Here is a 20,704-nt window from a genome sequence, read left to right as displayed (position 1 = left end):
TCACGAGGTCCTGGGTGCGAAGCGCGGCGGCCATCACGCGCCTCCTTGCTGAAGCGCGGCCTCGGGGGCCGCAGCGCGAGGCTCGCGGCGCGCCGCGGGTGCGAGCTTCTCGAGCAGGCCGACGATGCCGCGCCGCCCGACCAGGGCCATCACCACGATCAGCGGCCCGAAGATCGCCATCCAGTGATCGGTCCAGCCCTTGAGCACTTCCTCGAGGCCGAGGAAGACCAGCGCACCGAGTAGCGGGCCGAACACCGTGCCCATGCCGCCGAGCACCACCATCACGATCAGCTCGCCGGAGACCGTCCACGACATCGTGCTCGGCGAGGCGTAGGCGTTCAGGTTGGCGAGCAGCAGGCCGGCCAGGCCGCACACCACGCCCGAGATCACGAAGGCCGCGAGCTGCACGCGCCGCGGCTGCAGGCCGATCGCCTGCACGCGGCGCGCGTTCTGGCGCGCGCCGCGCAGCGCCATGCCGAAGGGCGCGACGCGCAGCCGCGCCATCCACCACGTGAGCAGCACCAGCACCGCGAGCGCGGCGCCGTAGAGCGTCGTCGTCGAGCCGAGGTCCAGGCCGGCGAAGCGGCTGGTCGCCGACACCGCGAGCCCGTCGTCGCCGCCGTACTGCTTGAGGCTCACGAACAGGAAGTAGCCCATCTGCGCGAAGGCCAGCGTGATCATGATGAAGGACATGCCCGAGGTGCGCAGGCTGATCGCCCCGACCGCCAGCGCCACCAGCGCGCAGGCACCGACGCACCAGGCCAGGTGCACCCAGCCGCTGTCGACGCCGTGGAAGGCCGGCAGCGCGACCGCATAGCTGCCCAGGCCCATGAACAGCGCGTGGCCGAAGCTCACGAGCCCGCCGTAGCCGAGCGCGAGGTTGAGCGCCGAGGCCGCGATCGCGTAGATCAGGATGCGCGCGAAGAACGAGGTCCAGAACGGCTGGCCGATCGCCTGCGCGATGAAGGGCACGGCGGCCAGCGCGAGCAGCACGGCCAGCGGCACGGCCGTCGCCGGCCGCCATGGATGGAGCTTGGACATGGCGGACTCCCTCAGCCGCGACGGACCGGGAACAGGCCCTGCGGTCGCAGCGCGAGCACCAGGGCCATCAGCAGGTAGACGCTCATCGAGGCCAGCGCGGGCCCGGCGGCATCGGCGATCGAACGCTCGGCGATCTGGCGCAGCAGCAGCGGCAGCATCACGCGGCCGAAGGTGTCGACCAGGCCGACGATGATGGCGCCGTAGAGCGCGCCCTTCACCGAGCCGATGCCGCCGATCACGATCACCACGAGGGTCGTGATCAGCACCGGCTCGCCCATGCCCGACTGCACCGACAGCACCGGCCCCGCCATCGCGCCGGCCACGCCAGCCAGCATTGCGCCGACGCCGAACAGCATCGCGTTGAGCAGGCCGATGTTGACGCCCAGCGCCGCAACCAGCTGCGGGTTCTGCGCGCCGGCGCGGATCAGCATGCCCACCCGCGTCTTGTGGATCAGCAAGTAGGAACCCACCGCGACCACGAGGCCGGCGACGATGATCGCGAAGCGGTACGAGGGGTAGTTGAAGCCGAACAGGCTGACGGTGCCGCTGAGCACTTCGGGCACCTGCACGAACAGCGGCTGCGGCCCCCAGACGATGCGCACCAGCTCGTTGAAGAACATCACCAGGCCGAAGGTCGCGAGCACGTGGTCGAGGTGGTCGCGCCGGTACAGGCGCGAGACGATGCTCACCTCGAGCAGCAGGCCGATCGCCAGCGCCGCGGCCATCGCGCCCAGGATGCTGAGCGCGAACGAGCCGGTCGCCGCGTAGGCCAGCGCGCCCGCGTAGGCGCCCAGCATGTACAGCGAGCCGTGCGCCAGGTTCACGAAGCTCATGATCCCGAACACCAGGGTCAGGCCGGCGGCCAGCAGGAACAGCAGCACGCCGTACTGCAGGCCGTTGAGCAGCTGTGCGAGCAGCAGTGTCGCGCTCATGGCAGCCCCTCGTCCGACGGGTACGTCGGCCGATCCCCCGAGGGGATGCGGGCCGGCTTGGGAGCGGCCCGGCGCTCGGCCCGCGCGAAGTACCTCATGACGTACTCCTCAGGGCAGATTGCACTGCGCCGCGTACGGATCGGCGTGCGACGCCAGCGGCGTGCCGATCAGCCTGGTCGCGAGCTTGCCGCCGTCGCGAACGGTCTCGAAGGCGTAGTAGTTCTGCACCGGCATGTTGTTCTTGCCGAAGCGAAACGGCCCGCGCACCGACTTGAACTCGCCGCCGGCCGCCTTGACCGCCGCGGCGAGCTTCTTCGCGTCGCCGCCGGACTTGCGCAGCGCCGCGTCGAGCAGCTGGGCGGCGTCGTAGCCGGTGGCGGCGTAGAGGCTGGGCGTGCGCTTGTACTTGGCCTCGAAGGCGGCGACGAACTTCCTGTTCTCCGGCGTGTCGAGCGCGGCGTCGTACATCGCGCCGCTGACGGTGCCGACCGCCGATTCGCGCAGCGAGGGCAGCGTGGTGCCGTCGACCGTGAACACCGAGTACAGCGGCAGCTTGCCCATCAGGCCCGCCTGGCTCATCTGCTTGACGAAGTTGATGCCCATGCCGCCCGGGTAGAACACGAACACCGCTTCGGGCGAGGCGGCCTGCAGCTGCGCGATCTCGGCCGAGTAGTCGGGCTGGTTGACCTGGGTGTAGACCTCGTCGATGACCTGGCCCTTGTAGAAGCGCTTGAAGCCGGCCAGCATGTCCTTGCCGGCCTGGTAGTTGGGCGCCATCAGGTACACGCGCTTGAGGCCGCGGTCCTGCGCGAACTTGCCCATCGCCTCGGCCGCGCCGTCGTTCTGCCACGCGAGCGAGAACACGTTGGCCTTGCACTGCGCGCCGGCGATCGGCGACGGCCCGGCGTTGGTGGCGAGCGCGACCACGCCCGACTCGGCCAGGCGCGGCAGGCTGCCCATCAGCACGTTCGAGAACGAGAGCCCGACGATCGCGTCGGCCTTGTCCTTGTCGATCAGCTTGCGCACGATCTGCTGGCCGATCTCGGGCTTGAGCTGGTCGTCTTCCTTCAAGAGCGTCAGCGGCTGGCCGCCGAGCTTGCCGCCGAGCTGCTCGACGGCGAGCGAGAAGCCGTCGACCTGGTCCTGTCCTACGAGCGCCTGCGGACCCGAGAGCGGGGCCATCAGGCCGACGGTGACGGCTTGGGCGGCGAGCGCCGAACCTGCCAGAGCGGTGCCGAGCGCGGCGGCGCGCCATGCGTTGAACTTCATGCTTGTCTCCTTGTGTGGATGCGAGCCTGCGTGGCTCGCGGTGGCCGTGCGTGGCGGCCAGGAAAAGATGTCAGTCGATCTGCAGGAAGACGCGCTGGCCTTCGATCCTCACCGGGTAGCTGCGCAGCGACTCGGTGACCGGGTCGCAGGTCGGGCGGCCGTTGCGCACGTCGAACTTGCCCTGGTGCAGCGGGCACTCGATCTCGTGGCCGTCGAGAAAACCGTCGCACAGCCGCGCCTGGCCGTGGGTGCAGACGTTGTCGGTCGCGAAGATGTCGTCGCCGACGGTGTAGATGGCAATGTCGCGGCCGGCCACGACGACGCCCTTGACGTCGTCGCTCGGCAGTTCGTCGACCGCGATGGCGTCGACCCAGTTGTCTTGGCTCATCGTGCGGCCCTCAGATGGGATAGATGATGGAGTTGGGGATCATTTCGCTGTCGTAGATGCATTCGCGCGACGCGAACTTGAGCCCTTGCGGTGTGCTCACGACCACGTCGAGGTAGCGGCCGACGTTGAACACCGTCGACGCCTCCGACAGCTTGGTGCGCACGACCGCGTAGTTCGCCTCGCACTCGAAGCGCCCCGGCTCGGCCTTGCGGATCACCGGCGCGCCGACGACGTGGCGCTGGTAGTACGGGTCGTGGAAGAGCGTTTCCTTGATGCCGTAGACGCGGTCCTTCAGCATGCCCTTGCTGGTGAACGACAGCGTCGCGAGCGGGAAGCCGCGCTCGTGGTTCTCGCGCGGCTGCAGGCGGTAGACGCAGTCGTCGGTGAAGAACTCGGGCCACAGGTCCCAGTGGCCCGAGTCGACGGCGCTCGCGTAGTCGGCGTAGAGCTGGGTCAGCGCGAGCCAGTCTTCGAAGCGGATGTTCGCGGCCATCGCTCAGTCCTCCATGACCTTGCGCCAGTACTCGTACATGCCGCGGATCAGCGTCTCCGTCACCATGTGCTCGGTGTCCTCGACCTCGCGGCCGCCCAGCTCGGCGAGCGTGCGATGGAAGGGCTTGCTCTCGAAAGCCTGTTGCGAGAACTCGATCACCTCGCCGTCGTCGGCCGAGACGAAGCCGGCCGGGCCGAACAGGTTGGCCTGGCGCAGGCGGCGCTGCGTCATCTCGTCGCTGTCGTCTTCGAAGCCGAAGTGGGTCCAGACGAAATCGAAGCTGCCATGGCCGTTGGGCTGGATGTGGCGCGTCGAGACGCTGTTGACCTGCTGCTGCAGGATCACGCTCGGGAAGATGGTGGTCATCACCGCGGTGGGGCCGTTCCACCAGGGCTCGGGCACGATGTCGAGGAAGCTCGCGTCATGGAGCTGCATCGTCTCCTTGAAGCTGGAGACCTGGGTCACCTGCTCGGCCTTGCCGCCACTGCCGCGCGTGGAAATCATCGCGGCGTGGCGGTGGCGCTCGTCCATGCGCAGCTGCGACTTGTTGTCGGCGCGCCAGAGCCCGAAGGTCACGAACCAGGTGTGCAAGAGGCCCGGGTGGTACGGGTCCTTGATGTTCTCCTGCATCAGCTTCCAGTTGCCCGGAATGCGCTGGCGGTTGTAGCCGAGGATCTTGAGCTGGCGGCCGTTGAACAGGCGATCGAAGTAGCCGAGGATCGTCGGACCCAGGTAGTCCTCGAGCGACTCGACCTCGTGGTCGAACGACGCGAACACGACGCCGCCGCGCGTGGCGACCTTCAGCTTCGTGAGCCCGTGGTCCGAGGTCTTGAAGTCCGCTGGCATGCCGCCGTGGACCTGGCCGTCCTGCTTGACGCCGCGCCGAAACGGCACGCCCTGCAGGTCACCCTTGAGCGTGTAGCTCCACTGGTGGTACGGGCAGACGAAGTCCTTGCGGTTGCCGTGGCGCTCGCGACAGAAGCGCATGCCGCGGTGCGCGCAGACGTTCTCGATCACGTTGATCGAGCCGTCGGCGTCACGCACCATGATCACCGAGCGCTCGCCGACCACGGTGCGCTTGAAGTCGCCGGCGTTCGGCACCTCGGCCTCGAGGCCGACGTAGCACCAGTGGCCCCGGTAGAAGAAGCGCTCCAGCTCGCGACGGTAGATCTCGTCGTCGGTGTAGGTGAGGAAGGGGATGCGCGAAGTGCCTTCGCTTTCCCACTGCGGCTTGATCGGGAACACGGTCGAGGGCTGGGTCATGCTGGTCTCCTTGCTCGTTGCGCGCCAATCGGGTCAGCCGACGCGCACCTCGATCTCGCCCAGTCCGGCGATCGCGCCGCGCATCACGTCACCGGCGACCACCGCGTTCACGCCCTCGGGCGTGCCGGTCATGACCAGGTCGCCCGGCGCCAGCGCGTCGAACTGCGACAGCACCGCGATCGACTCGGCCACCGACCAGATCAGCTTGGCGATGTCGGACGACTGGCGCGGCTGGCCGTTGACCGTCAGCGTGATCGCCGCGGCGGCCGGATGGCCCACCTCCTGCACGCGGTGCAGCGCGCCGATCGGCGCCGACTGCGCGAAGGACTTGCCGAACTCCCACGGCCGGCCCTTGTCGCGCGCCTCGAGCTGCAGGTCGCGGCGCGTCATGTCCAGGCCCACGGCGTAGCCGTAGACGTGCTCGAGCGCCTTGTCCACCGCGATGTCACGCCCGCCCTTGCCGATCGCGACCACCAGCTCGATCTCGTGGTGGTAGTTCTTCGTCTGCGGCGGGTACGGCACGCGCACCGGATCGGCCGCATCGACGACCGCCGCGGCCGGCTTCATGAAGAAGAACGGCGGCTCGCGGTCCGGGTCCTTGCCCATCTCGCGCGCATGCGCGGCGTAGTTGCGGCCGACGCAGAACACGCGGTTGACCGGAAAGCGCTCTTCGCGGCCGGCGACGGCGAGCGTGAACAGCGGGGGAGCCTCGACGGCGAGCTTCATGGTTCTTCCTTCGATCGATGGGTTCAAAGACGCTCGTCGCGCCACAGGCCGAGCGCCTGCTGCACCGGGCGGTCGGAGAAGCTGAACAGCAGGCTGTCGCGGTCGGCGCGCAGCTGCAGGGCGTGCCACGAGGGCACGACGAAGATGTCGTTCTCCTGGAAGCGCCAGGTCTGCCCGCCGACCTTCGCCTCGCCTTCGCCTTCGAGGCACACGACCACCGTGCCGTCGGTGCAGCGATAAGGCCGGGTCTCGAAGCCGCGCGGCAGCCACTGCGCGAACGCGCCGATCGTGGGCATCGGCGAGGCGCCGGTGGCCGGGTTCACGTAGCGCAGCTTGTGGCCGTGGTGCGCATCGGGCGTGCCGCCGGCAATGGCCTTCAGCGAGGCACGCGTGCGCTCGAACGGGTAGACGAACACGCGCGTCGGCTCGGCGGGCCGCGGCTGGTAGTCGACCGGCACCATGTTGGCGCCGTAGCGTGCCAGCGCGTCGCCCTCGGGTCGCTGCGTGACCTGCGAGTGCTGCTCGCTCTTCTCGGCGAAGCCGGCATCGAGGAAGCGCACGATGGGGATGTCGAGCCCGTCGAGCCAGACCACCGGCTGGTCGCCGAGGTTGCCGTGGTCGTGCCAGGTCCAGGCCGGCGTGATGATGAAGTCGCCGCGGCGCATCGTCGTGCGCTCGCCGTCGACCGCGGTGTAGGCGCCCTCGCCGTCGAGCACCAGGCGCAGCGCCGACTGGCTGTGGCGGTGCGCGGGCGCGACCTCGCCGGGCAGGATCAGCTGCAGGCCGGCGTAGAGCGACTGCGTGATGCTCGACTGCCCGCGCAAGGCCGGGTTCTCGAGGATCAGCACGCGGCGCTCGGCCTCCTCGGCGGTGATCAGGCGGCCGGCTTCGATGACCTGCTCGCGCAGCTCGGCATAGCGCCACAGCGCGGCCTGCACCGGCGAGCGCGGCTGCGTCGGCACCAGCGCGCCCAGCACCTCCCACAGCGGCGTCATGTGGCGCGTGCCGATGCGCTCGTAGTAGTTGGCGCGCTGGGCTGCGCGTTCGCGCAGCGCGTCGGGCGGCAGGTTGGCGGCGTGCATGTTCTCGTGCTCCTCAGGTGCCCTGCGTGTAGAACGCGTCGGCGTAGATGCGCTCGGGCGCGATGCCCTTCTTGCGCGCGACCAGCGTGGTCGCCTCCACCATCGGCGGCGAGCCGCACAGGTAGGCGCGCCAGCCGGCCAGGTCGCCGAGGTCCTGCTCGATCGCATCGGTGACCAGGCCGCAGCGCTGCGTCGCTGCATCGCCGCCCGAGCTGACGACGACGTTGAGCTTCAGCCCCGGGTGGTCGCGCGCGAGCTCTTCGAGCCATGCGAGGCCGTAGACATCGCGCGGCGTGCGCACGCCGAAGTACAGGTGGATGGGATTGCGCATGCCGCCCGCCACCGCGGCGCGCAGGATCGAGAGCACCGGCGCCAGCCCGGTGCCGCCAGCCACGCACAGCATCGGCCCCTCGTGCTTGCGGCGCAGGTAGGCCGAACCCAGCGGGCCGCTGACGCGCACCGCGTCGCCGGGCTTGAGATCGCGCGCGATGTAGCCGGTGACGCGGCCGTCGGGCACCAGGCGCACGTGGAACTCGAGCAGGCCGTCGTCGCAAAGGCCGGCCATCGAGTAAGGCCGCACGTGCTCGGGCGTGAACTGCAGCTGCGCGTACTGGCCGGGCGAAAAGTCCAGCGGCTTGGCCGGCTTGAGCAGCAGCCTCTTGATGTCGTGCGTCAGGTCCTCGACCGCGACCACCGTGGCCTTCACGATGCGCGCCGGGTGGACGACGATCTCGTCCGGCTCGGGAATCTCGATCGTGCAGGGCTCGGTGACATAGGTCTGGCAGGCCAGGACGACGCCGTCGCGCGCGTCGAGCGGACGCTGCTGCTCCTTGCTGCCTTCGAGCACCTCGCCTTCGATGACCTTGCAGCGGCAGGTGCCGCAGCGCCCGGCCATGCACGAGTAGGACATCGGCACCTGCGCGGCCTGCAACGCCTCGAGCAGCGTCGCGCCGGGCTCGACCCGGATGACGCGGTTCAGGGGTTGGACGAGGACTTCCATGTCGCAGGCTTCTTTCGATGGCCTGCATCTTGGCGAGCGATCGATGCTCAGCCAATAGAATTACCTGAATAACGAACATCACTGCCGGTGATGAGGAGACGCTTGTGGAGCTCGGCGACATCGACCTGAACCAGCTCGTGCTGTTTCATCACCTGATGGTCGAGCGGCGCGTCTCCAAGGTGGCCGACGTGCTGGGCCTCACCCAGCCGGCGGTGAGCAACTCGCTGGCCCGGCTGCGCAAGCTGTTCGGCGACGAGCTGTTCATCCGCACGCCCTCGGGCATGGTGCCCACGCCGTTCGCCGAGCAGCTGGCCGAGCCGGTGGGCTATGCGCTGGCGATGATCCACAGCGGCCTGAACCAGCGCGCGCTGTTCGACCCGGCCCAGGTGAAGCGCTCGATGACGATCGGCATGACCGACATCGGCGAGATCGTCTTCCTGCCGCGGCTGGTCGAGCGCCTGAGCCGCGAGGCGCCGGGCATCACGCTCAGCACCGTGCGCAACACCGCCGTCAACCTGCGCGACGACATGGAGGCCGGCCGCGTCGACCTCGCGATCGGCCTCTTGCCGCAGCTCAAGGCCGGCTTCTTCCAGCGCCGGCTGTTCAGGCAGCGCTACGTGTGCCTCTTTCGCCGCGGCCACGCGCTCGACAAGAAGAAGCTGTCGATCGCGGACATCCGCGCCGCCGAGCACCTGGTGGTGGTGGCCGCCGGCACCGGCCACGGCAAGGTCGACGAGCTGCTGCGCCGCTCGGGCGTGGAGCGCATGGTGCGTCTCACGGTGCCGCACTTCGTCGGCGTGGGCCACATCCTGCAGGGCACCGACCTGGTCGCGACGGTGCCCGAACGGCTGGCCGCGCAGCTGGCCGGGCCGTTCGGCCTGGCCTGGCTGCCGCATCCGGTCAAGCTGCCGGATGTCGCGATCAACGTGTTCTGGCACGCCAAGGCGCACCGCTCGCCGGCGAACCAGTGGCTGCGCGGCGTGGTGTGCGAGCTGTTCGCGGACGACGCCCCGGCGGGCGGCAGACAGGCATGACAGGCAAGGGCGCGGGCGCTCAGGCGGCTGCGCTTCGGTGCTTGCCCTCGCTGCGCGAGGGTGCCCTGCGCTCCTCGGTCTCGTGGCCCGCCGCTCAACTCGCTTCGTTCGCTACGCTCACTGCGCTCGAACAATCGCGACGCGCCCCACGCCGGGGACCGCCTGCCGCGAGCGCGCTGCCCAGCCCAAACCAGGCCTCAAACAGACCGGCGAGCGTTCAACTCCCCACGTGGCGGCGCAATTGATCGAGCAGCGCCCTACCCTGCGGCCAATCGCCCAGGCCGCTGGCGGCATTGACGTGGCCCGCGGGCCCGATCTCGACCAGCCGGCTGCCCCAGGCCTGCGCGCAGCCGCGCGCGTGGTCGACGCTGCCGTAGGGGTCGTCACTGCTGGCGACCACGATGCTCGGGAACGCGAAGCGCTGCATCGGCAGCGGCGCGAAGCCGGTCGCCTCGGCCGGAAACGACGCACCGCTCGGGTCGGGCACCGCGACCAGCAGCGCAGCGCGGATGCGGCGAGCCGTTTGCGCCGCCCAGTGCGCGACCTGCAGGCACGCCAGGCTGTGCGCGACCAGTACCGTGTGCGGTCCGCTGCGCTGCACCGCGGCGTCGAGCGCCGCGACCCACTCGGTGCGGTCCGGGCGGTCCCAGTCGCGCGCCTGCACGCGCTGCATCGAGGCATCGCCGGCTTCCCACCGCGTCTGCCAGTGCGCGGGGCCGGAGTTGCCGATGCCGGGAAGGATGAGGATCGTCGGGCTCATGTTCGTCGCGTGCCGTGTCGAGGTTCGAGGTGCAGGCGACGTTATCGAGCGAGGCCGCGCCTGCGAATGGCAAGCCATCGAAAATGCCGACCCGGCGCCGATGAGTCATCGGCGCGCCCATGGCGAAGGACGCGATGAACCTCGACCGCAAGGACTTCCAGATCCTCGACGCGCTCCAGCAGGACGCCCGCCAGAGCCTGGCCGCTTTAGGCAAGCGCATCGGCCTGTCGCAGCCGGCGATGAGCGAGCGCGTGCGCAAGCTCGAGGCGGCCGGCGTGATCGAGGGCTACGGCGCGCGCATCAGCCTGCGCTCGCTCGGGCTCGGCCTGCAGGCCATCATCCGCGTGCGCACCACCCACGCCCACATCAAGAGCTACCTGAAGCTGTTCGAGGAGATGCCCGAGGTCCTGGAGGCCGACCGCGTCTCTGGCGAGGACTGCTTCGTCGTGCGCTGCGCGTTCGCCGAGCCGCTCGACCTCGAGCGCGTGGTGGACGCGCTCGCGGTGAACGGCTCGGTGACGACCTCGCTGGTGCTGTCGACAGCGGTGCGCAAGCGCGTGCCGATGCCGGGGCAGCGCGGCTGAGATGGCGCGCACGGCCTTGCGGGGAATGTGCAGCGCGGCTACTTGTCCCGCGTCGACGCCATCGCCCGCAGGAACTGCCCCAGCTGCTGCTGCGCCAGCCGCGCCGCGTCGACGCTGCCGGCCATGCTGATGAAGCCGTGCGCGAGCCCGTGGTACTCGACCACGATGGCCGGCGTGCCGGCTTCGAGCAGGCGCGTGCCGTAGGCGATCACCTCGTCGCGCAGCGGGTCGTGCCGGGCCACGAGCAACAACGCGGGCGGCAGGTCGGCCAGGCTCTCGGCCAGGATGGGCGCGCCGCGCAGGTCCGGCGCGCGCCCGCTCGGGCCGAAGTAGTGGCGCGTGAAGTAGTCCATGCTGCGGGCGGTCAGCGTCGGGCCCGCGGCGTAGGTGCTGCGCGAGTCGTAAGGCCCGTCGCGGCCGGCCGCGGTGGCCGGGTAGACCAGGGCCTGCCGCGCGATGCGCGGTGCGCCGCGCTCGCGCGCGAGCAGCGTCATCGCCGCGGCCAGCGTGCCGCCGGCGCTGTCGCCGGCGACCGCGAGGCGGTTCGCGTCGGCGCCGAGTTCGCCGGCATGCTGCGCGGCCCACGCGAGCGCGGTCCATGCATCGTCGACCGCGGCCGGGAACGGATGCTCGGGCGCGAGCCGGTAGTCCACCGAGACGATCACGGCCGCGCTGTCCTCGCACAGCCGGCGGCAGACGCGGTCATAGCCGTCGAGGTCGCCCAGCACGAAGCCGCCGCCGTGGTAGTAGACGACCAGCGGATGCGGACCCTGGCCTCGCGGCGTGTAGATGCGCAGGCCGAGCGTGCCGTCCGCGTCGGGCCGCTCGATGCGCCGGTCGGCGACCGCCACGTCGGCCGGCGGCACGTCGGCCGCGGCGAGGATCTGGCGGTACAGGCCGCGGCACGCGGCGGGCGGCAGGTCGCACAGGTCGGGAACGCCGGCGGCCTGCGATTGCGCCACCAGCGCGGCGAGTTGCTTGTCGAGCATGCGAACGCTCCGTGAGGTGTTCAGGCGGGCTGCGCCTGCGGTTCGGGGGAAGACGCGGCCGGCGCGGGCCGCAGCAGGAACACCGCGAGCGCCGGCAGCAGCACCAGCGCGCCGGCCATGTTCCAGAGGAACATGAAGGCCAGCAGGATGCCCATGTCGGCCTGGAACTTGATCGGCGAGAGCGCCCAGGTGCCGACCGCCAGCGCGAGCGTGATGCCGGTCAGCAGCACCACGCGGCCGGTGAACTTGAGCGCGTGGTGATACGCCGCCGACAGCGTGGCGCCGGCGCGCAGCTGCGCGAGCATCACGCTGAGCACGTAGAGCGCGTAGTCGACGCCGATGCCCACGCCGAGCGCGATCACCGGCAGCGTCGCGACCTTGACGCCCATGTCCAGCGCCACCATCAGCGCCTCGCACAGGATCGAGGTCAGCACCAGCGGCAGCACCGCGACCAGCACCGCGCGCCACGAGCGGAAGGTCACCCAGCACAGCAGCAGCACCGCGCCGTAGACCCACAGCAGCATCTCTCGCATGGCCTGCTGCACGACGATGTTGGTCGCCGCGGCGATGCCGGCGCTGCCGGCGGCGAGCATGAAGCGCTCGTCGCCGCGCGGCTGGGCGGCGATGAAACGCTCGACCTCGTCGACCACGCTGGTCAAGGTCTCGGCGCGGTGGTCCTTCAGGTAGACGTAGAGCGAGAGGAACGAGCAGCCCTGGTTGAACAGCTCGCGCGGCGCGCGCGTCTGCACGCCGCCCAGCGCGCTGTCGTTGGGGATCAGCTCGTACCACTTCAGGTTGCCCTCGTTGTAGCCCACCATCGCGAGCTTGGAGAGCGCGGCCATCGACTGCGTGGACTCCACGCCCGGCAGCTGCTGCAGCCGCCACGACAGCTGGTCGACCTTGGCCAGCGTCGCGTAGCGCGTGCACTGGTCTTCGGGCGTGGCCACCATCACGACCAGGATGTCGGAGCCGGCGGCGTAGTGGCTCACGATGTAGTCGTTGTCGCGGTTGTAGCGCGAGTCGGCACGCAGCTCGGGCGCGCCGGGGTCGAGGTCGCCGATCTGCAGGTGCCGGCTCACCGCATAGCCGCCGAGCGCGAGCAGCAGCGCCGCGCCGATCGCCGCCAGCGCCGGGCCGCGCTGCGTGAAGCGGTCGAGCCGGCGCCACAGCCGCGGCTGGGCGCCGCCGCCTTCGGTCGCCTCCAGGCGCAGGCTGCGCTGCGCGGCCGCGGGGCTCACGCCGACGTAGCTCAAGAGCACCGGCAGCAGCACGAGGTTGGTGAACACCAGCGCCGCGACGCCGATGCTGGCCACCACCGCGAGATCCTGGATCGCCGGGATGCGGATCAGCGCCAGCACCGCAAAGCCCACCGCGTCGCACAGCAGCGCCGTGAGGCCGGCGACGAACAGGCGTCGGAAGGTGTAGCGCGCGGCCACGACGCGATGCGTGCCGCGGCCGATGTCCTGCATGATGCCGTTCATCTTCTGCGCGCCGTGGCTCATGCCGATCGCGAACACGAGGAACGGCACCAGCACCGAGTACGGATCGAGCGCGTAGCCGGCCAGTGCCAGCAGGCCGAACTGCCACACCACGGCCACCAGCGAGCAGGCCACCACCAGCAGCATGCTGCGCGCGCAGCGCGTGTAGCCATAGAGCACCGCCGCGCAGATCAGCAGCGCGAGGCCGAAGAACAGCAGCACCTGCTGCAGCCCTTCGATCAGGTCGCCGGCGACCTTGGCGAAGCCGGTGACGTGGATGCGGATCGCATCGCCCTCGTACCTGGCGCGCAAGGCCTCGACCTGGCGCGACAGCGCGCCGTAGTCGAGCGCCTCGCCGGTGCGCGGGTCGCGTTCGAGCAGCGGCACGAAGACGATGCTGGACTTGAAGTCGGCCGCGACGAGCTGGCCGATCTCGCCCGAGCGCTCGACGTTGGCGCGCACCTCGGCCAGCGCGGCGGCACTGCCGTCGTAGCTGTCGCCCATCACGGTGTTGCCGTCCAGGCCGTCCTCGGTCACCGCGACCCAGCGCGTGTTCGCGGTCCACAGCGATTTCATGAACGGCCGGTCCACGCCCGGCAGCAGGAAGACCTCGTCGCTGATCTTCTGCAGCACCTCGAGGTAGTGCGCATCGAAGATGTCGCCCTTCGTGTGCTCGACGGCGATGCGCATCGCGTTGCCCTGGCCGGCCAGGTCGGCCTTGTGGGCCAGGTAGTTGGCGATGTAGGGGTGCGCCGACGGCAGGCTCTTCTCGAAGCTGGCGTTGAGCTGCAGCCGCGTCGCCTGCCAGCCCAGCAGCAGCGTGAGCACGAGGCACAGCGCCAGCACCCAGGGGCGGTGGTTGAAGAAGGCGCGCTCGGCCCAGGTGCCGGAGCGATGGTCGAAGTGAGCCAGGTCGGCGACCACGGGCTGGTCGTCGAGCGTGGCGGTGGAGGCGGTGTTCATCGTCGGATCAGCGCGCGGCAAGGCGCGTCATGCCGCGCAGGCTGGCCAGCACGAGGTCCGTGCTGGTGCCGGAGGCGGGTGCAAAGCCGGTGGCGGGCAAGGACTCGGTGGCGGCGCGGCGCTCGAAGCTGCGGCCGTCGTCGCGGCTTTCGAAGCGCTCGCCGGTCTGCGCCAGCAGCACGAGCGTGCCGTCGGGAAGCTCGCCACCGGCCGCAAGGCTCGCGGCGCCGAGGGCGAGCTTGTCCCAGTGCGCGCCCTGGTCGCTCGAGCGCACGGCGTTGCCGCGCAGGCCGTACGCGATCAGCGTGCCCGAGCGCGCGGCCAGCAGGCCGAAGAAGCTGCCCTTGTAGGGCACCTCGAGCGCTCGGAAGGCCGTGCCGGCGTCGTCGGACCTCAGCAGCAGGCCTTGCTCGCCTGCCACGTAGACCGCGCCGCCGACGATGCGCACGCCGTACAGGTGCAGGCTCTTCGGATTGGGCAGGCGCGTGGCGATCGGCTGCCAGCTCGCGCCACCGTCGCGCGTGGCGAACGCGAGGTTGTAGGCGCCGACCGCGAAGCCGCTGCGGCCGTCGGGCGCGAAGTCGAGGTCGAAGAAGGGCTTGTCCGGCCCTTCTTCGAGCATGCGCTGCGCGAGCCGCGCGTTGCCGGCCTCGCGCAGCGACGCGGCGAGCCGCTCGGCGGCGCGCATGCCGTCGAGCTGCAGCGCCCAGCTCGCGCCGCCGTCGGCCGTCTTCAGGATCACGCCGAGGTGGCCGGCGGCCCAGCCGTTGCGCGCATCGACGAAGCGCACGGCGGTCAGCGTGCTGCGCACCGGCACCTGCGCCTGGCGCCAGTGCGCGCCGTCGTCGTCCGACAGCAGCACGATGCCGCGCTCGCCCACGGCCACCAGCCGCGAGCCCGCGCGCGTGACGGCGAGCATCGCCGCGCCGAGTGCCCTGGGCGTCTGCAGCGCAGGTTCGGCGAGCACGGCCGGCGGCTGTGCGGTCGCTGCCGCGACCCACAGTGCCAGGCCGGCGAGCATGGCTGCGCGGATCACCGCGCGCCCTCGTTAGCCAGCTCTTCGGGGCTGAAGAACGAGCGCGAGATCGGCGCCACCGGCTTGTATTGCGCCGGCAGCTCGTTCGAGGCCATGTTGAGGTAGTAGGCGCCGGTCTGCAGGTCGTAGCCGCCCCACAGCATGTTGCCCACCAGCGCCGGGATGTCGGGCGCGAGCAGGGTCAGCGTGAAGTTGGTGCGCCAGAGCTCGCCCTTGGCGTCCCAGCCGTCGAACAGCACGATCTGCCAGCTGTCCTCGTCGATGTAGTACTTGCGCTTGGGCACGACGTGGCGCTTGCCGGCGGCGAGCGTGGCCTCCACCTCCCACACGCGGTGCAGCTCCCAGCGCACCTGCGCCGGGTTCAGCGTGTTGGGCGTCACCAGGTCGGCGACCTTGGCCGCCGCCGCGCGGTTGTTGTTGTAGGGGATGTAGAGCTCCTTCTTGCCGACGAGCTTGAGCTCGTGCTTGTCGATCGGGCCGAACAGCATGAAGGCCTCGTCGAACAGGCCGATGCCCGAGGTCACCGAATCGGGCGTGTCGTAGGCCACCGAGGGCGCCTTGCGCACGCGGCGCTGGCCCACCAGGTACTGCCACAGCCCGCGCGGCAGCGAGGCGTTGAGCGGGTCGTGCGCGAGGATGGCCTCGCCGGCCTTGGAGCCGGGCTCGGTGACGGCGAACTTGCCGAGCGAGTAGTAGCCGTCGAACTTCTCGAGGCTGCCCTCGGGGTCGTAGTACTGCTTGCGAAAGGTCTGCACGCCGCCCGAGGCCATCGCGCGGCGCCCGTCGGCGGTGACCACCCACACGCGCACCGGCGCTTGCACGTAGGTGCCGGTCCAGGCGAGGCGGTGGTTCTGGAACACCTCGTAGCCGTCCTTGGGGATCGGGAAGGGAATGCCGCCGTAGGCGTTCTCGCTGCCGTGGCCGCCGTCGGCCAGCCTGGCGCGCGTGGCGTTTTTGAAGGTGTTGTCGTAGACCCATTGCGGCGCGGCGGCCGTGCGGTGCGTCGGGTAGACGTCGATGCGGAAGTCGGGGTACTTCTTCATCAGCGCCTTCACGCCGTCGCTCAGCTTGGCGGCGTGCTGGTCCATGTTCTTGGCGCTGATCGACAGCACCGGCTTCTCGGCGGCGAACAGGTCGGGGCGCGGATCGCCGGGCTTGTAGCCGGCCGGCGCCTTGGTGGCGCCGCCGTCCCACGCGGGGATCGTGCCGTCCTTGTTGCCGGCCCGTTCGGCGCCCAGCGGCGTGAGCGTGGTCTTGAGCGCGGCCGCCTCGTCGGCGGACACGGCGGCTTGCGCGAACGGTGCGGCGGCGATCAGCAAGGCCGGCAGGATGTGCTTGTGATGCATGGCGAAGACTCCGTGGGGGATGCGTTCAGAACGTGCGCGACGCGGTGAAGCTCACGTAGGCGCGGTCCTTGAGCGACTGGCCGAACGTGAGCTGGCGCGGCGATCCGGCGCCCGCGACGAGCGTCTCGGTGAAGGTCTTGGCCTTGCCGAAGTAGTCGGTGTAGGTCAGGCCGAAATTCCAGGCGTTGAGGTATTTGCCCTTGACGCCGATGCTGTAGTCGCCGGCATCGGAGGCGCCGCCCGCGTAGTTGAAGATCGCGGACGAGCGCCCGCCGAAGTTGACGCCCAGGCCGATCGGCAGCGAGAGGTCGAGACCCGGCAGCACCTGGAAGTACTGCGGCTCGAACAGCATGCGAAACGCCCACGCGCCCTTGGTCGTGTTCGGGTCCAGCCCGCCCAGGCCGGCGCTGCTGCCGTCGGGGCCGATCGCGAAGATGTCCTTCGTGACCTTGAGGCGGCGGTTGTAGGCCAGCTCGCCGAGCACCGCGCCGCCGCCCCACAGCGCGCCGGGCTGCAGCACGTAGATGCCCGAGAGCTGCAGGTGCGCGGTGCGGCCGACCGCGAAGCACGGCTCGCTGTCCGAGTTGCCGCAGCTCAGGATCGGCCCGAGGCCCAGCACCGCCGGGTCGCTGGTGAGCGGCGCATTGCTGCGCACCGAGCCCTCGAGCGCCCAGTTCAACTGGCCGACCGACGAGGTGACGCTGGCGCCGAAGGTGCGGATGTTCTTCGCGTACGCCAGGTGCACGTTGCCGTTGACGAAGTCGAACACCGGCACCGCGGGCGTCTTGTCGTGGTACTGCGCGGCGTAGAAGCCGAACTCGTAGTCGCTGCCGGTGGGGCTCCAGCGCAGCTGCACGCCGCCTTGGCCGGAGTCCTTGGGACGCAGGTCCTTGCTCGCGTCGTAGGCCAGCAGGATCGGGTTGCCGCTGCCGTCGACGCCGAAGTTGACGACGCCGGTGCCGACGTAGTCCTGGTTCGAGAAGTAGCTGCCGACGCCGGGGATCTTGCTCGGGCGCCACTTGAACTGGTAGTACGCGCCGAGCGAGAGGCCCTCGGCGAGTTGCAGCGATCCCGAGACCTGCTCGACCGGCAGCAGCACTTCCTTGAACTGCCAGCCCGGCACCGAGAGGATCTTGGCCACGTCGACCGGGCCTTGCGCATGGGCGATGCCGTTCTGGCCGAAGAACAGGCTCTCGCCCCATTGCAGCGTGTGCTTGCCCAGGCGCAAGGTGCCCGGCATGCCGCCGACCTCGCCCTTCACGTAGACGAAGGCGTCGAGCAGCTCGCTGTCGCGCCCGTGCTGGCGCCGCGTGTCGGGCAGGAACTCGTCGAGCGCCTGGCCGGGGCGGTTGTTGGCGGTGGAGACGATGGTGCCGGTGGGTGCGCCGGCGGCGTAGATCTCGGTGCCGCGGTAGTCGTTGCGGCGCAGGTAGACCGCGTCGCGCCAGGCGTTGGCGCTGATGCGCGCGCCGAAGTTCGGCGCGGTGAGGTCCATCTCGGCCAGCAGGTCGAAGCGGCTCGAGATCAGGCCCTTGTTGAAGTTGTGGTCGCCGTCGTCCTCGTTGACGGTGCCGGGATCGGCGGCCACGTCCAGCCGCGTGAGCGCGGCCGACGGGTTCTTCAGGCGATAGCCGGCGCTGTACTTGGGCGTCAGGTCGAGCCGCAGCCTCCAGTCCGGGTCGGGCGTGTCGATGTCGATCGCGTGGGCGGCGGGCAGCGCGAGCGCGACCGCCCACGCCACGATGTGGCGCTGGTGAACCATGTTTGTCTCCTCGAGTGGTGGTGTCGTCAGGCCGGCCTTCGGTGGGCCGGCTCAAGAGCGCAAGGGCGGCGTCAGACGTAGGTCGATGCGAGCCCTCCGTCGACCGGCAGGTTGACGCCGCTGATCCAGCGCGACGCGTCGCTGCACAGGAAGGCGATGACCGGCGCGACCTCGTCGCTGAAGGCCGGCCGCTTCATGCGCACCGCGTCCTTCTGCACGCGCTCCTCGCCGAGCATCGAGACGAAGTCGCCGAGGATGGGCGTGAACACCGGCCCCGGCGCGACGCAGTTCATGCGCACGCCGCGCGCCATGAAGAGCTTCTGCGACTGCGTCAGCGTCCAGACGATCAGCGCTTCCTTGAAGTACTGGTAGCAGCTCGCCTGCGGCACCGGGAAGTCGCGCAGCCATTGCTCGCCTTCGGCGAAGCCCTCGATCGCGGCCAGCGCCTTGTGTCGATCGAGCCGCTGCGGCCATTCGGCGCCGAGGATGGACGAGACGTTGACGATCGCGCCGCCCGCCGGCATGCGCGGCAGCACGCGCTGCGTGAGGTGGCGCAGGCCGAGGTAGTTGACGCGCGCGACGGCGGCCACCGGCGCGGTGCCCGGCACGCCGGCGATGTTGGCCAGCGCGTCGATGCGCTCGGGCAGCGCGGCGAGCGCGGCGTCGATCGACGCCGGGTCGGCGAGGTCGGCCTTCACGAAGCCGTCCAGCGTGAGCGTCGCGTCGGCGCGGTCGAGGCCGATCACGCGCGCGCCCTGCAGGCGCGCGAGCTTGGCGAAGTCGCTGCCGATGCCGGAGCAGCAGCCGGTGACGACGATGGTCTTGTCGGCGAGGTTCATCGATGGCTTTCCTGGATCAGAACGGGAACTGCGGCGGCGTGTCCTTCACGGTCAGCCACTGCCACTGCGTGTACTCCTCGATGTCGGCCGGCCCGCCGACGCTGCCTCCGTTGCCGCCGATGCCGGGCCCGCCGAAGGGGTTGGTGCACTCGTCGTTGACGGTCTGGTCGTTGATGTGGACCATGCCCGCGCGCAGCCGCTGGCCGATCGCCATCGCGCGGCCGACCGAGGCGCCGATCACCGCGGCGGCGAGGCCGCCCTCGCTGTCGTTGGCGAGCGCGACCGCCTCGTCGTCGCTGCGAAAGCTGATGAGGTTGGCCACCGGGCCGAAGCACTCTTCGTCGAAGCAGCGCATGCCCGGCTTCACGCCCGACAGCACGGTCGGCTGGTAGAAGAGCTTCTCGTGGCTGCCGCCGGCCTCGAGCGTGGCGCCGGCGGCGATGCTGTCTTGCACGATGGCGTGCAGGCGCTGCAGCTGCTTCGCGTCGATCATCGGGCCGAGCGCGACCTGGCCGCTCGCGCCATCACCCACCGGCAGCTGCCGGGCCTTGGCAACCAGGCGCTGCTTGATGGCCGGCATCAGCGACTCGTGCACCAGGATGCGGTTCGCGGCCATGCAGATCTGGCCCTGGTGCAGCCACGCGCCCCAGGCCGCGTTGCTGGCGGCGAGGTCGGGGTCGGCGTCGTCGAGGATGATCAGCGAGTTCGCGCCGCCCAGCTCGAGCGAGACCTTCTTCAAGTGCCGGCCCGCGAGCTCGCCGATGCGCCGGCCCACGGCCGGCGAACCGGTGAAGGCGATCATCGGCACGCGCACGTCGCTGACGAGCGCCTCGCCGGCCGGCGCATCGCCCGGCAGCACCTGCAGCACGCCGGCCGGCAGGCCCGCGGCCTCGAACAGGCGCGCCATCAGGAAGCCGCCGCTGACCGGCGTGCGCGTGTCGGGCTTGAGCACCACCGCGTTGCCCAGCGCCAGCGCCGGCGCCACCGAGCGCAGCCCGAGGATGAGCGGAAAGTTGAACGGCGAGATCACGCCGACCACGCCGTGCGGCACGCGCCGCGCGATGCTCAGCCGCCCCGGCACGCTGGGCAGCACCTGGCCTTGCGCCTGCATCGGCAGCGCGGCAGCAAGCTGGCACAGCGTGATCGCCTCGCGCACCTCGTGCTGGCCCTTGGGTAGGATGCCGCCGGTCTCGCGCGTGACGGCGAGCGCCAGCTCGTCGAACTGCTGCTGCAGCAAGGCCGCGGCGCGATGGAACACCGCCGCGCGCTCGCGCGGGCCGAGCGCGGCCCAGGCCGGCTGCGCGGCGGCCGCGCGGCCGATCGCGCCGCGCATGTCCTCGGCATCGGCCACGCCGGTGCGCGTGAGCACGTTGCCGGTGGCCGGCTCGATCACGTCGCGGCTGCCGCCGGCCGGCACGCGCCATTCGCCGCCGTCGTGGATGCGCCCCTGCCACAGGGCAGGCTGCAGGAGCTTCGTGTTCTCGGGTGCGCCCATCGGGTCTCCTCTCGGTCTGATGCGCTTGCTCAAATCGGCAGTTCTGCGGCCGATGCCCACCAGTGATCTCAACCGCCGTGCCGGCCGTGCGCACGGCTCGCTCGAAGCGCGGCCCGAGGGCCGGTTTTTCATGGAGGCCTTCGGTGTTTTCCCGGGGCCGCGCGGCGTGCGCTGTGCGCCCATGCGGCCCTGGTGTTTTCCAGAGGAGGGACTTGATGAATTGA

General features: G+C 70.5%; 19 protein-coding genes. 2 read left to right on the top strand and 17 right to left on the bottom strand.

What is annotated here, in order from left to right; genetic code table 11:
• Positions 1-33 precede the first annotated feature (33 nt).
• The 9 genes from ACO2TI_RS05370 to ACO2TI_RS05330 all read right to left on the bottom strand — a co-directional run bounded on the left by ACO2TI_RS05370 (position 34) and on the right by ACO2TI_RS05330 (position 8,194).
• Positions 34-1,041, bottom strand: a complete 1,008-nt coding sequence (locus ACO2TI_RS05370) for a branched-chain amino acid ABC transporter permease (protein WP_423282498.1) — start codon at positions 1,039-1,041, stop codon at positions 34-36.
• An 11-nt stretch (positions 1,042-1,052) separates the two neighbouring features.
• Positions 1,053-1,973, bottom strand: a complete 921-nt coding sequence (locus ACO2TI_RS05365) for a branched-chain amino acid ABC transporter permease (RefSeq protein WP_423282496.1) — start codon at positions 1,971-1,973, stop codon at positions 1,053-1,055.
• Between the two features lie 108 nt (positions 1,974-2,081).
• A complete protein-coding gene (locus ACO2TI_RS05360; protein WP_423282494.1) occupies positions 2,082-3,242 on the bottom strand; it encodes an ABC transporter substrate-binding protein in 1,161 nt (386 codons plus the stop codon).
• 70 nt (positions 3,243-3,312) lie between these two features.
• Positions 3,313-3,630, bottom strand: coding sequence for a non-heme iron oxygenase ferredoxin subunit (locus ACO2TI_RS05355; RefSeq protein ID WP_423282492.1), 318 nt, complete (start codon positions 3,628-3,630; stop codon positions 3,313-3,315).
• A 10-nt stretch (positions 3,631-3,640) separates the two neighbouring features.
• Positions 3,641-4,123 (bottom strand): aromatic-ring-hydroxylating dioxygenase subunit beta, encoded by a 483-nt coding sequence (locus tag ACO2TI_RS05350; protein WP_423282490.1) that lies wholly within the window; start codon positions 4,121-4,123, stop codon positions 3,641-3,643.
• Positions 4,124-4,126: 3 nt separating this feature from the next.
• On the bottom strand, positions 4,127-5,386 hold the full coding sequence (locus ACO2TI_RS05345; protein ID WP_423282488.1) for an aromatic ring-hydroxylating dioxygenase subunit alpha: 1,260 nt from the start codon (positions 5,384-5,386) through the stop codon (positions 4,127-4,129).
• A gap of 33 nt (positions 5,387-5,419) precedes the next feature.
• Complete coding sequence (locus ACO2TI_RS05340; protein WP_423282487.1) at positions 5,420-6,112, bottom strand: fumarylacetoacetate hydrolase family protein; 693 nt, start codon at positions 6,110-6,112, stop codon at positions 5,420-5,422.
• A 23-nt stretch (positions 6,113-6,135) separates the two neighbouring features.
• On the bottom strand, positions 6,136-7,194 hold the full coding sequence (gene gtdA, locus ACO2TI_RS05335) for a gentisate 1,2-dioxygenase (protein ID WP_423282486.1): 1,059 nt from the start codon (positions 7,192-7,194) through the stop codon (positions 6,136-6,138).
• A gap of 13 nt (positions 7,195-7,207) precedes the next feature.
• Positions 7,208-8,194 carry a 2Fe-2S iron-sulfur cluster-binding protein gene (locus ACO2TI_RS05330; protein ID WP_423282484.1) on the bottom strand — a complete coding sequence of 329 codons (987 nt, stop codon included), beginning with the start codon at positions 8,192-8,194 and terminating at the stop codon, positions 7,208-7,210.
• Between the two features lie 104 nt (positions 8,195-8,298).
• On the opposite strand from ACO2TI_RS05330, the gene ACO2TI_RS05325 reads away from it, so the two are divergent.
• The gene (locus tag ACO2TI_RS05325; protein ID WP_423282482.1) at positions 8,299-9,228 is read left to right on the top strand and encodes a LysR family transcriptional regulator; all 930 of its coding nucleotides are present in this window, start codon (positions 8,299-8,301) and stop codon (positions 9,226-9,228) included.
• 217 nt (positions 9,229-9,445) lie between these two features.
• Here the strand turns inward: ACO2TI_RS05325 and ACO2TI_RS05320 are convergent, their stop codons facing one another.
• Positions 9,446-9,988: an RBBP9/YdeN family alpha/beta hydrolase gene (locus ACO2TI_RS05320; protein WP_423282481.1), complete on the bottom strand. Its 543-nt coding sequence runs from the start codon at positions 9,986-9,988 to the stop codon at positions 9,446-9,448.
• Between the two features lie 134 nt (positions 9,989-10,122).
• Here ACO2TI_RS05320 and ACO2TI_RS05315 point away from each other — a divergent pair, with 134 nt between their 5' ends.
• Positions 10,123-10,572 carry an Lrp/AsnC family transcriptional regulator gene (locus tag ACO2TI_RS05315; RefSeq protein WP_423282479.1) on the top strand — a complete coding sequence of 150 codons (450 nt, stop codon included), beginning with the start codon at positions 10,123-10,125 and terminating at the stop codon, positions 10,570-10,572.
• Positions 10,573-10,610: 38 nt separating this feature from the next.
• Here the strand turns inward: ACO2TI_RS05315 and ACO2TI_RS05310 are convergent, their stop codons facing one another.
• The 7 genes from ACO2TI_RS05310 to ACO2TI_RS05280 all read right to left on the bottom strand — a co-directional run bounded on the left by ACO2TI_RS05310 (position 10,611) and on the right by ACO2TI_RS05280 (position 20,480).
• Positions 10,611-11,561 (bottom strand): alpha/beta hydrolase, encoded by a 951-nt coding sequence (locus tag ACO2TI_RS05310; protein WP_423282477.1) that lies wholly within the window; start codon positions 11,559-11,561, stop codon positions 10,611-10,613.
• A 20-nt stretch (positions 11,562-11,581) separates the two neighbouring features.
• Positions 11,582-14,002, bottom strand: coding sequence for an efflux RND transporter permease subunit (locus ACO2TI_RS05305; protein WP_423282476.1), 2,421 nt, complete (start codon positions 14,000-14,002; stop codon positions 11,582-11,584).
• Positions 14,003-14,009: 7 nt separating this feature from the next.
• On the bottom strand, positions 14,010-15,038 hold the full coding sequence (locus tag ACO2TI_RS05300; protein WP_423282474.1) for a YCF48-related protein: 1,029 nt from the start codon (positions 15,036-15,038) through the stop codon (positions 14,010-14,012).
• Complete coding sequence (locus ACO2TI_RS05295; RefSeq protein ID WP_423282473.1) at positions 15,035-16,384, bottom strand: DUF1329 domain-containing protein; 1,350 nt, start codon at positions 16,382-16,384, stop codon at positions 15,035-15,037. The genes ACO2TI_RS05300 and ACO2TI_RS05295 overlap by 4 nt, the downstream gene beginning before the upstream one ends.
• A gap of 25 nt (positions 16,385-16,409) precedes the next feature.
• Entirely contained in the window at positions 16,410-18,146 is a 1,737-nt protein-coding gene (locus ACO2TI_RS05290; RefSeq protein WP_423282471.1) for a DUF1302 domain-containing protein, read from the bottom strand.
• 71 nt (positions 18,147-18,217) lie between these two features.
• A complete protein-coding gene (locus ACO2TI_RS05285) occupies positions 18,218-18,985 on the bottom strand; it encodes a coniferyl-alcohol dehydrogenase (protein WP_423282469.1) in 768 nt (255 codons plus the stop codon).
• Positions 18,986-19,001: 16 nt separating this feature from the next.
• Positions 19,002-20,480, bottom strand: a complete 1,479-nt coding sequence (locus ACO2TI_RS05280) for a benzaldehyde dehydrogenase (RefSeq protein ID WP_423282468.1) — start codon at positions 20,478-20,480, stop codon at positions 19,002-19,004.
• Positions 20,481-20,704: the final 224 nt, after the last annotated feature.

The organism is Caldimonas sp. KR1-144 (genome assembly GCF_049446155.1).
Classification (GTDB): Bacteria; Pseudomonadota; Gammaproteobacteria; order Burkholderiales; family Burkholderiaceae_C; genus Rivibacter.
Note: the sequence above shows the minus strand (reverse complement) of the source record. Positions and strands in the feature narration are given on the sequence as shown.

Bases quoted from the DNA above. Each gene is read 5' to 3' on its own strand.
- ACO2TI_RS05355 (WP_423282492.1), bottom strand. From the start codon at position 3,630: ATGAGCCAAGACAACTGGGTCGACGCCATCGCGGTCGACGAACTGCCG.
- gtdA (WP_423282486.1), bottom strand. From the start codon at position 7,194: ATGCACGCCGCCAACCTGCCGCCCGACGCGCTGCGCGAACGCGCAGCC.
- ACO2TI_RS05310 (WP_423282477.1), bottom strand. From the start codon at position 11,561: ATGCTCGACAAGCAACTCGCCGCGCTGGTGGCGCAATCGCAGGCCGCC.
- ACO2TI_RS05285 (WP_423282469.1), bottom strand. From the start codon at position 18,985: ATGAACCTCGCCGACAAGACCATCGTCGTCACCGGCTGCTGCTCCGGC.
- ACO2TI_RS05345 (WP_423282488.1), bottom strand. From the start codon at position 5,386: ATGACCCAGCCCTCGACCGTGTTCCCGATCAAGCCGCAGTGGGAAAGC.
- ACO2TI_RS05330 (WP_423282484.1), bottom strand. From the start codon at position 8,194: ATGGAAGTCCTCGTCCAACCCCTGAACCGCGTCATCCGGGTCGAGCCC.
- ACO2TI_RS05295 (WP_423282473.1), bottom strand. From the start codon at position 16,384: ATGCATCACAAGCACATCCTGCCGGCCTTGCTGATCGCCGCCGCACCG.
- ACO2TI_RS05365 (WP_423282496.1), bottom strand. From the start codon at position 1,973: ATGAGCGCGACACTGCTGCTCGCACAGCTGCTCAACGGCCTGCAGTAC.
- ACO2TI_RS05320 (WP_423282481.1), bottom strand. From the start codon at position 9,988: ATGAGCCCGACGATCCTCATCCTTCCCGGCATCGGCAACTCCGGCCCC.
- ACO2TI_RS05280 (WP_423282468.1), bottom strand. From the start codon at position 20,480: ATGGGCGCACCCGAGAACACGAAGCTCCTGCAGCCTGCCCTGTGGCAG.
- ACO2TI_RS05360 (WP_423282494.1), bottom strand. From the start codon at position 3,242: ATGAAGTTCAACGCATGGCGCGCCGCCGCGCTCGGCACCGCTCTGGCA.
- ACO2TI_RS05315 (WP_423282479.1), top strand. From the start codon at position 10,123: ATGAACCTCGACCGCAAGGACTTCCAGATCCTCGACGCGCTCCAGCAG.
- ACO2TI_RS05305 (WP_423282476.1), bottom strand. From the start codon at position 14,002: ATGAACACCGCCTCCACCGCCACGCTCGACGACCAGCCCGTGGTCGCC.
- ACO2TI_RS05350 (WP_423282490.1), bottom strand. From the start codon at position 4,123: ATGGCCGCGAACATCCGCTTCGAAGACTGGCTCGCGCTGACCCAGCTC.
- ACO2TI_RS05290 (WP_423282471.1), bottom strand. From the start codon at position 18,146: ATGGTTCACCAGCGCCACATCGTGGCGTGGGCGGTCGCGCTCGCGCTG.
- ACO2TI_RS05340 (WP_423282487.1), bottom strand. From the start codon at position 6,112: ATGAAGCTCGCCGTCGAGGCTCCCCCGCTGTTCACGCTCGCCGTCGCC.
- ACO2TI_RS05370 (WP_423282498.1), bottom strand. From the start codon at position 1,041: ATGTCCAAGCTCCATCCATGGCGGCCGGCGACGGCCGTGCCGCTGGCC.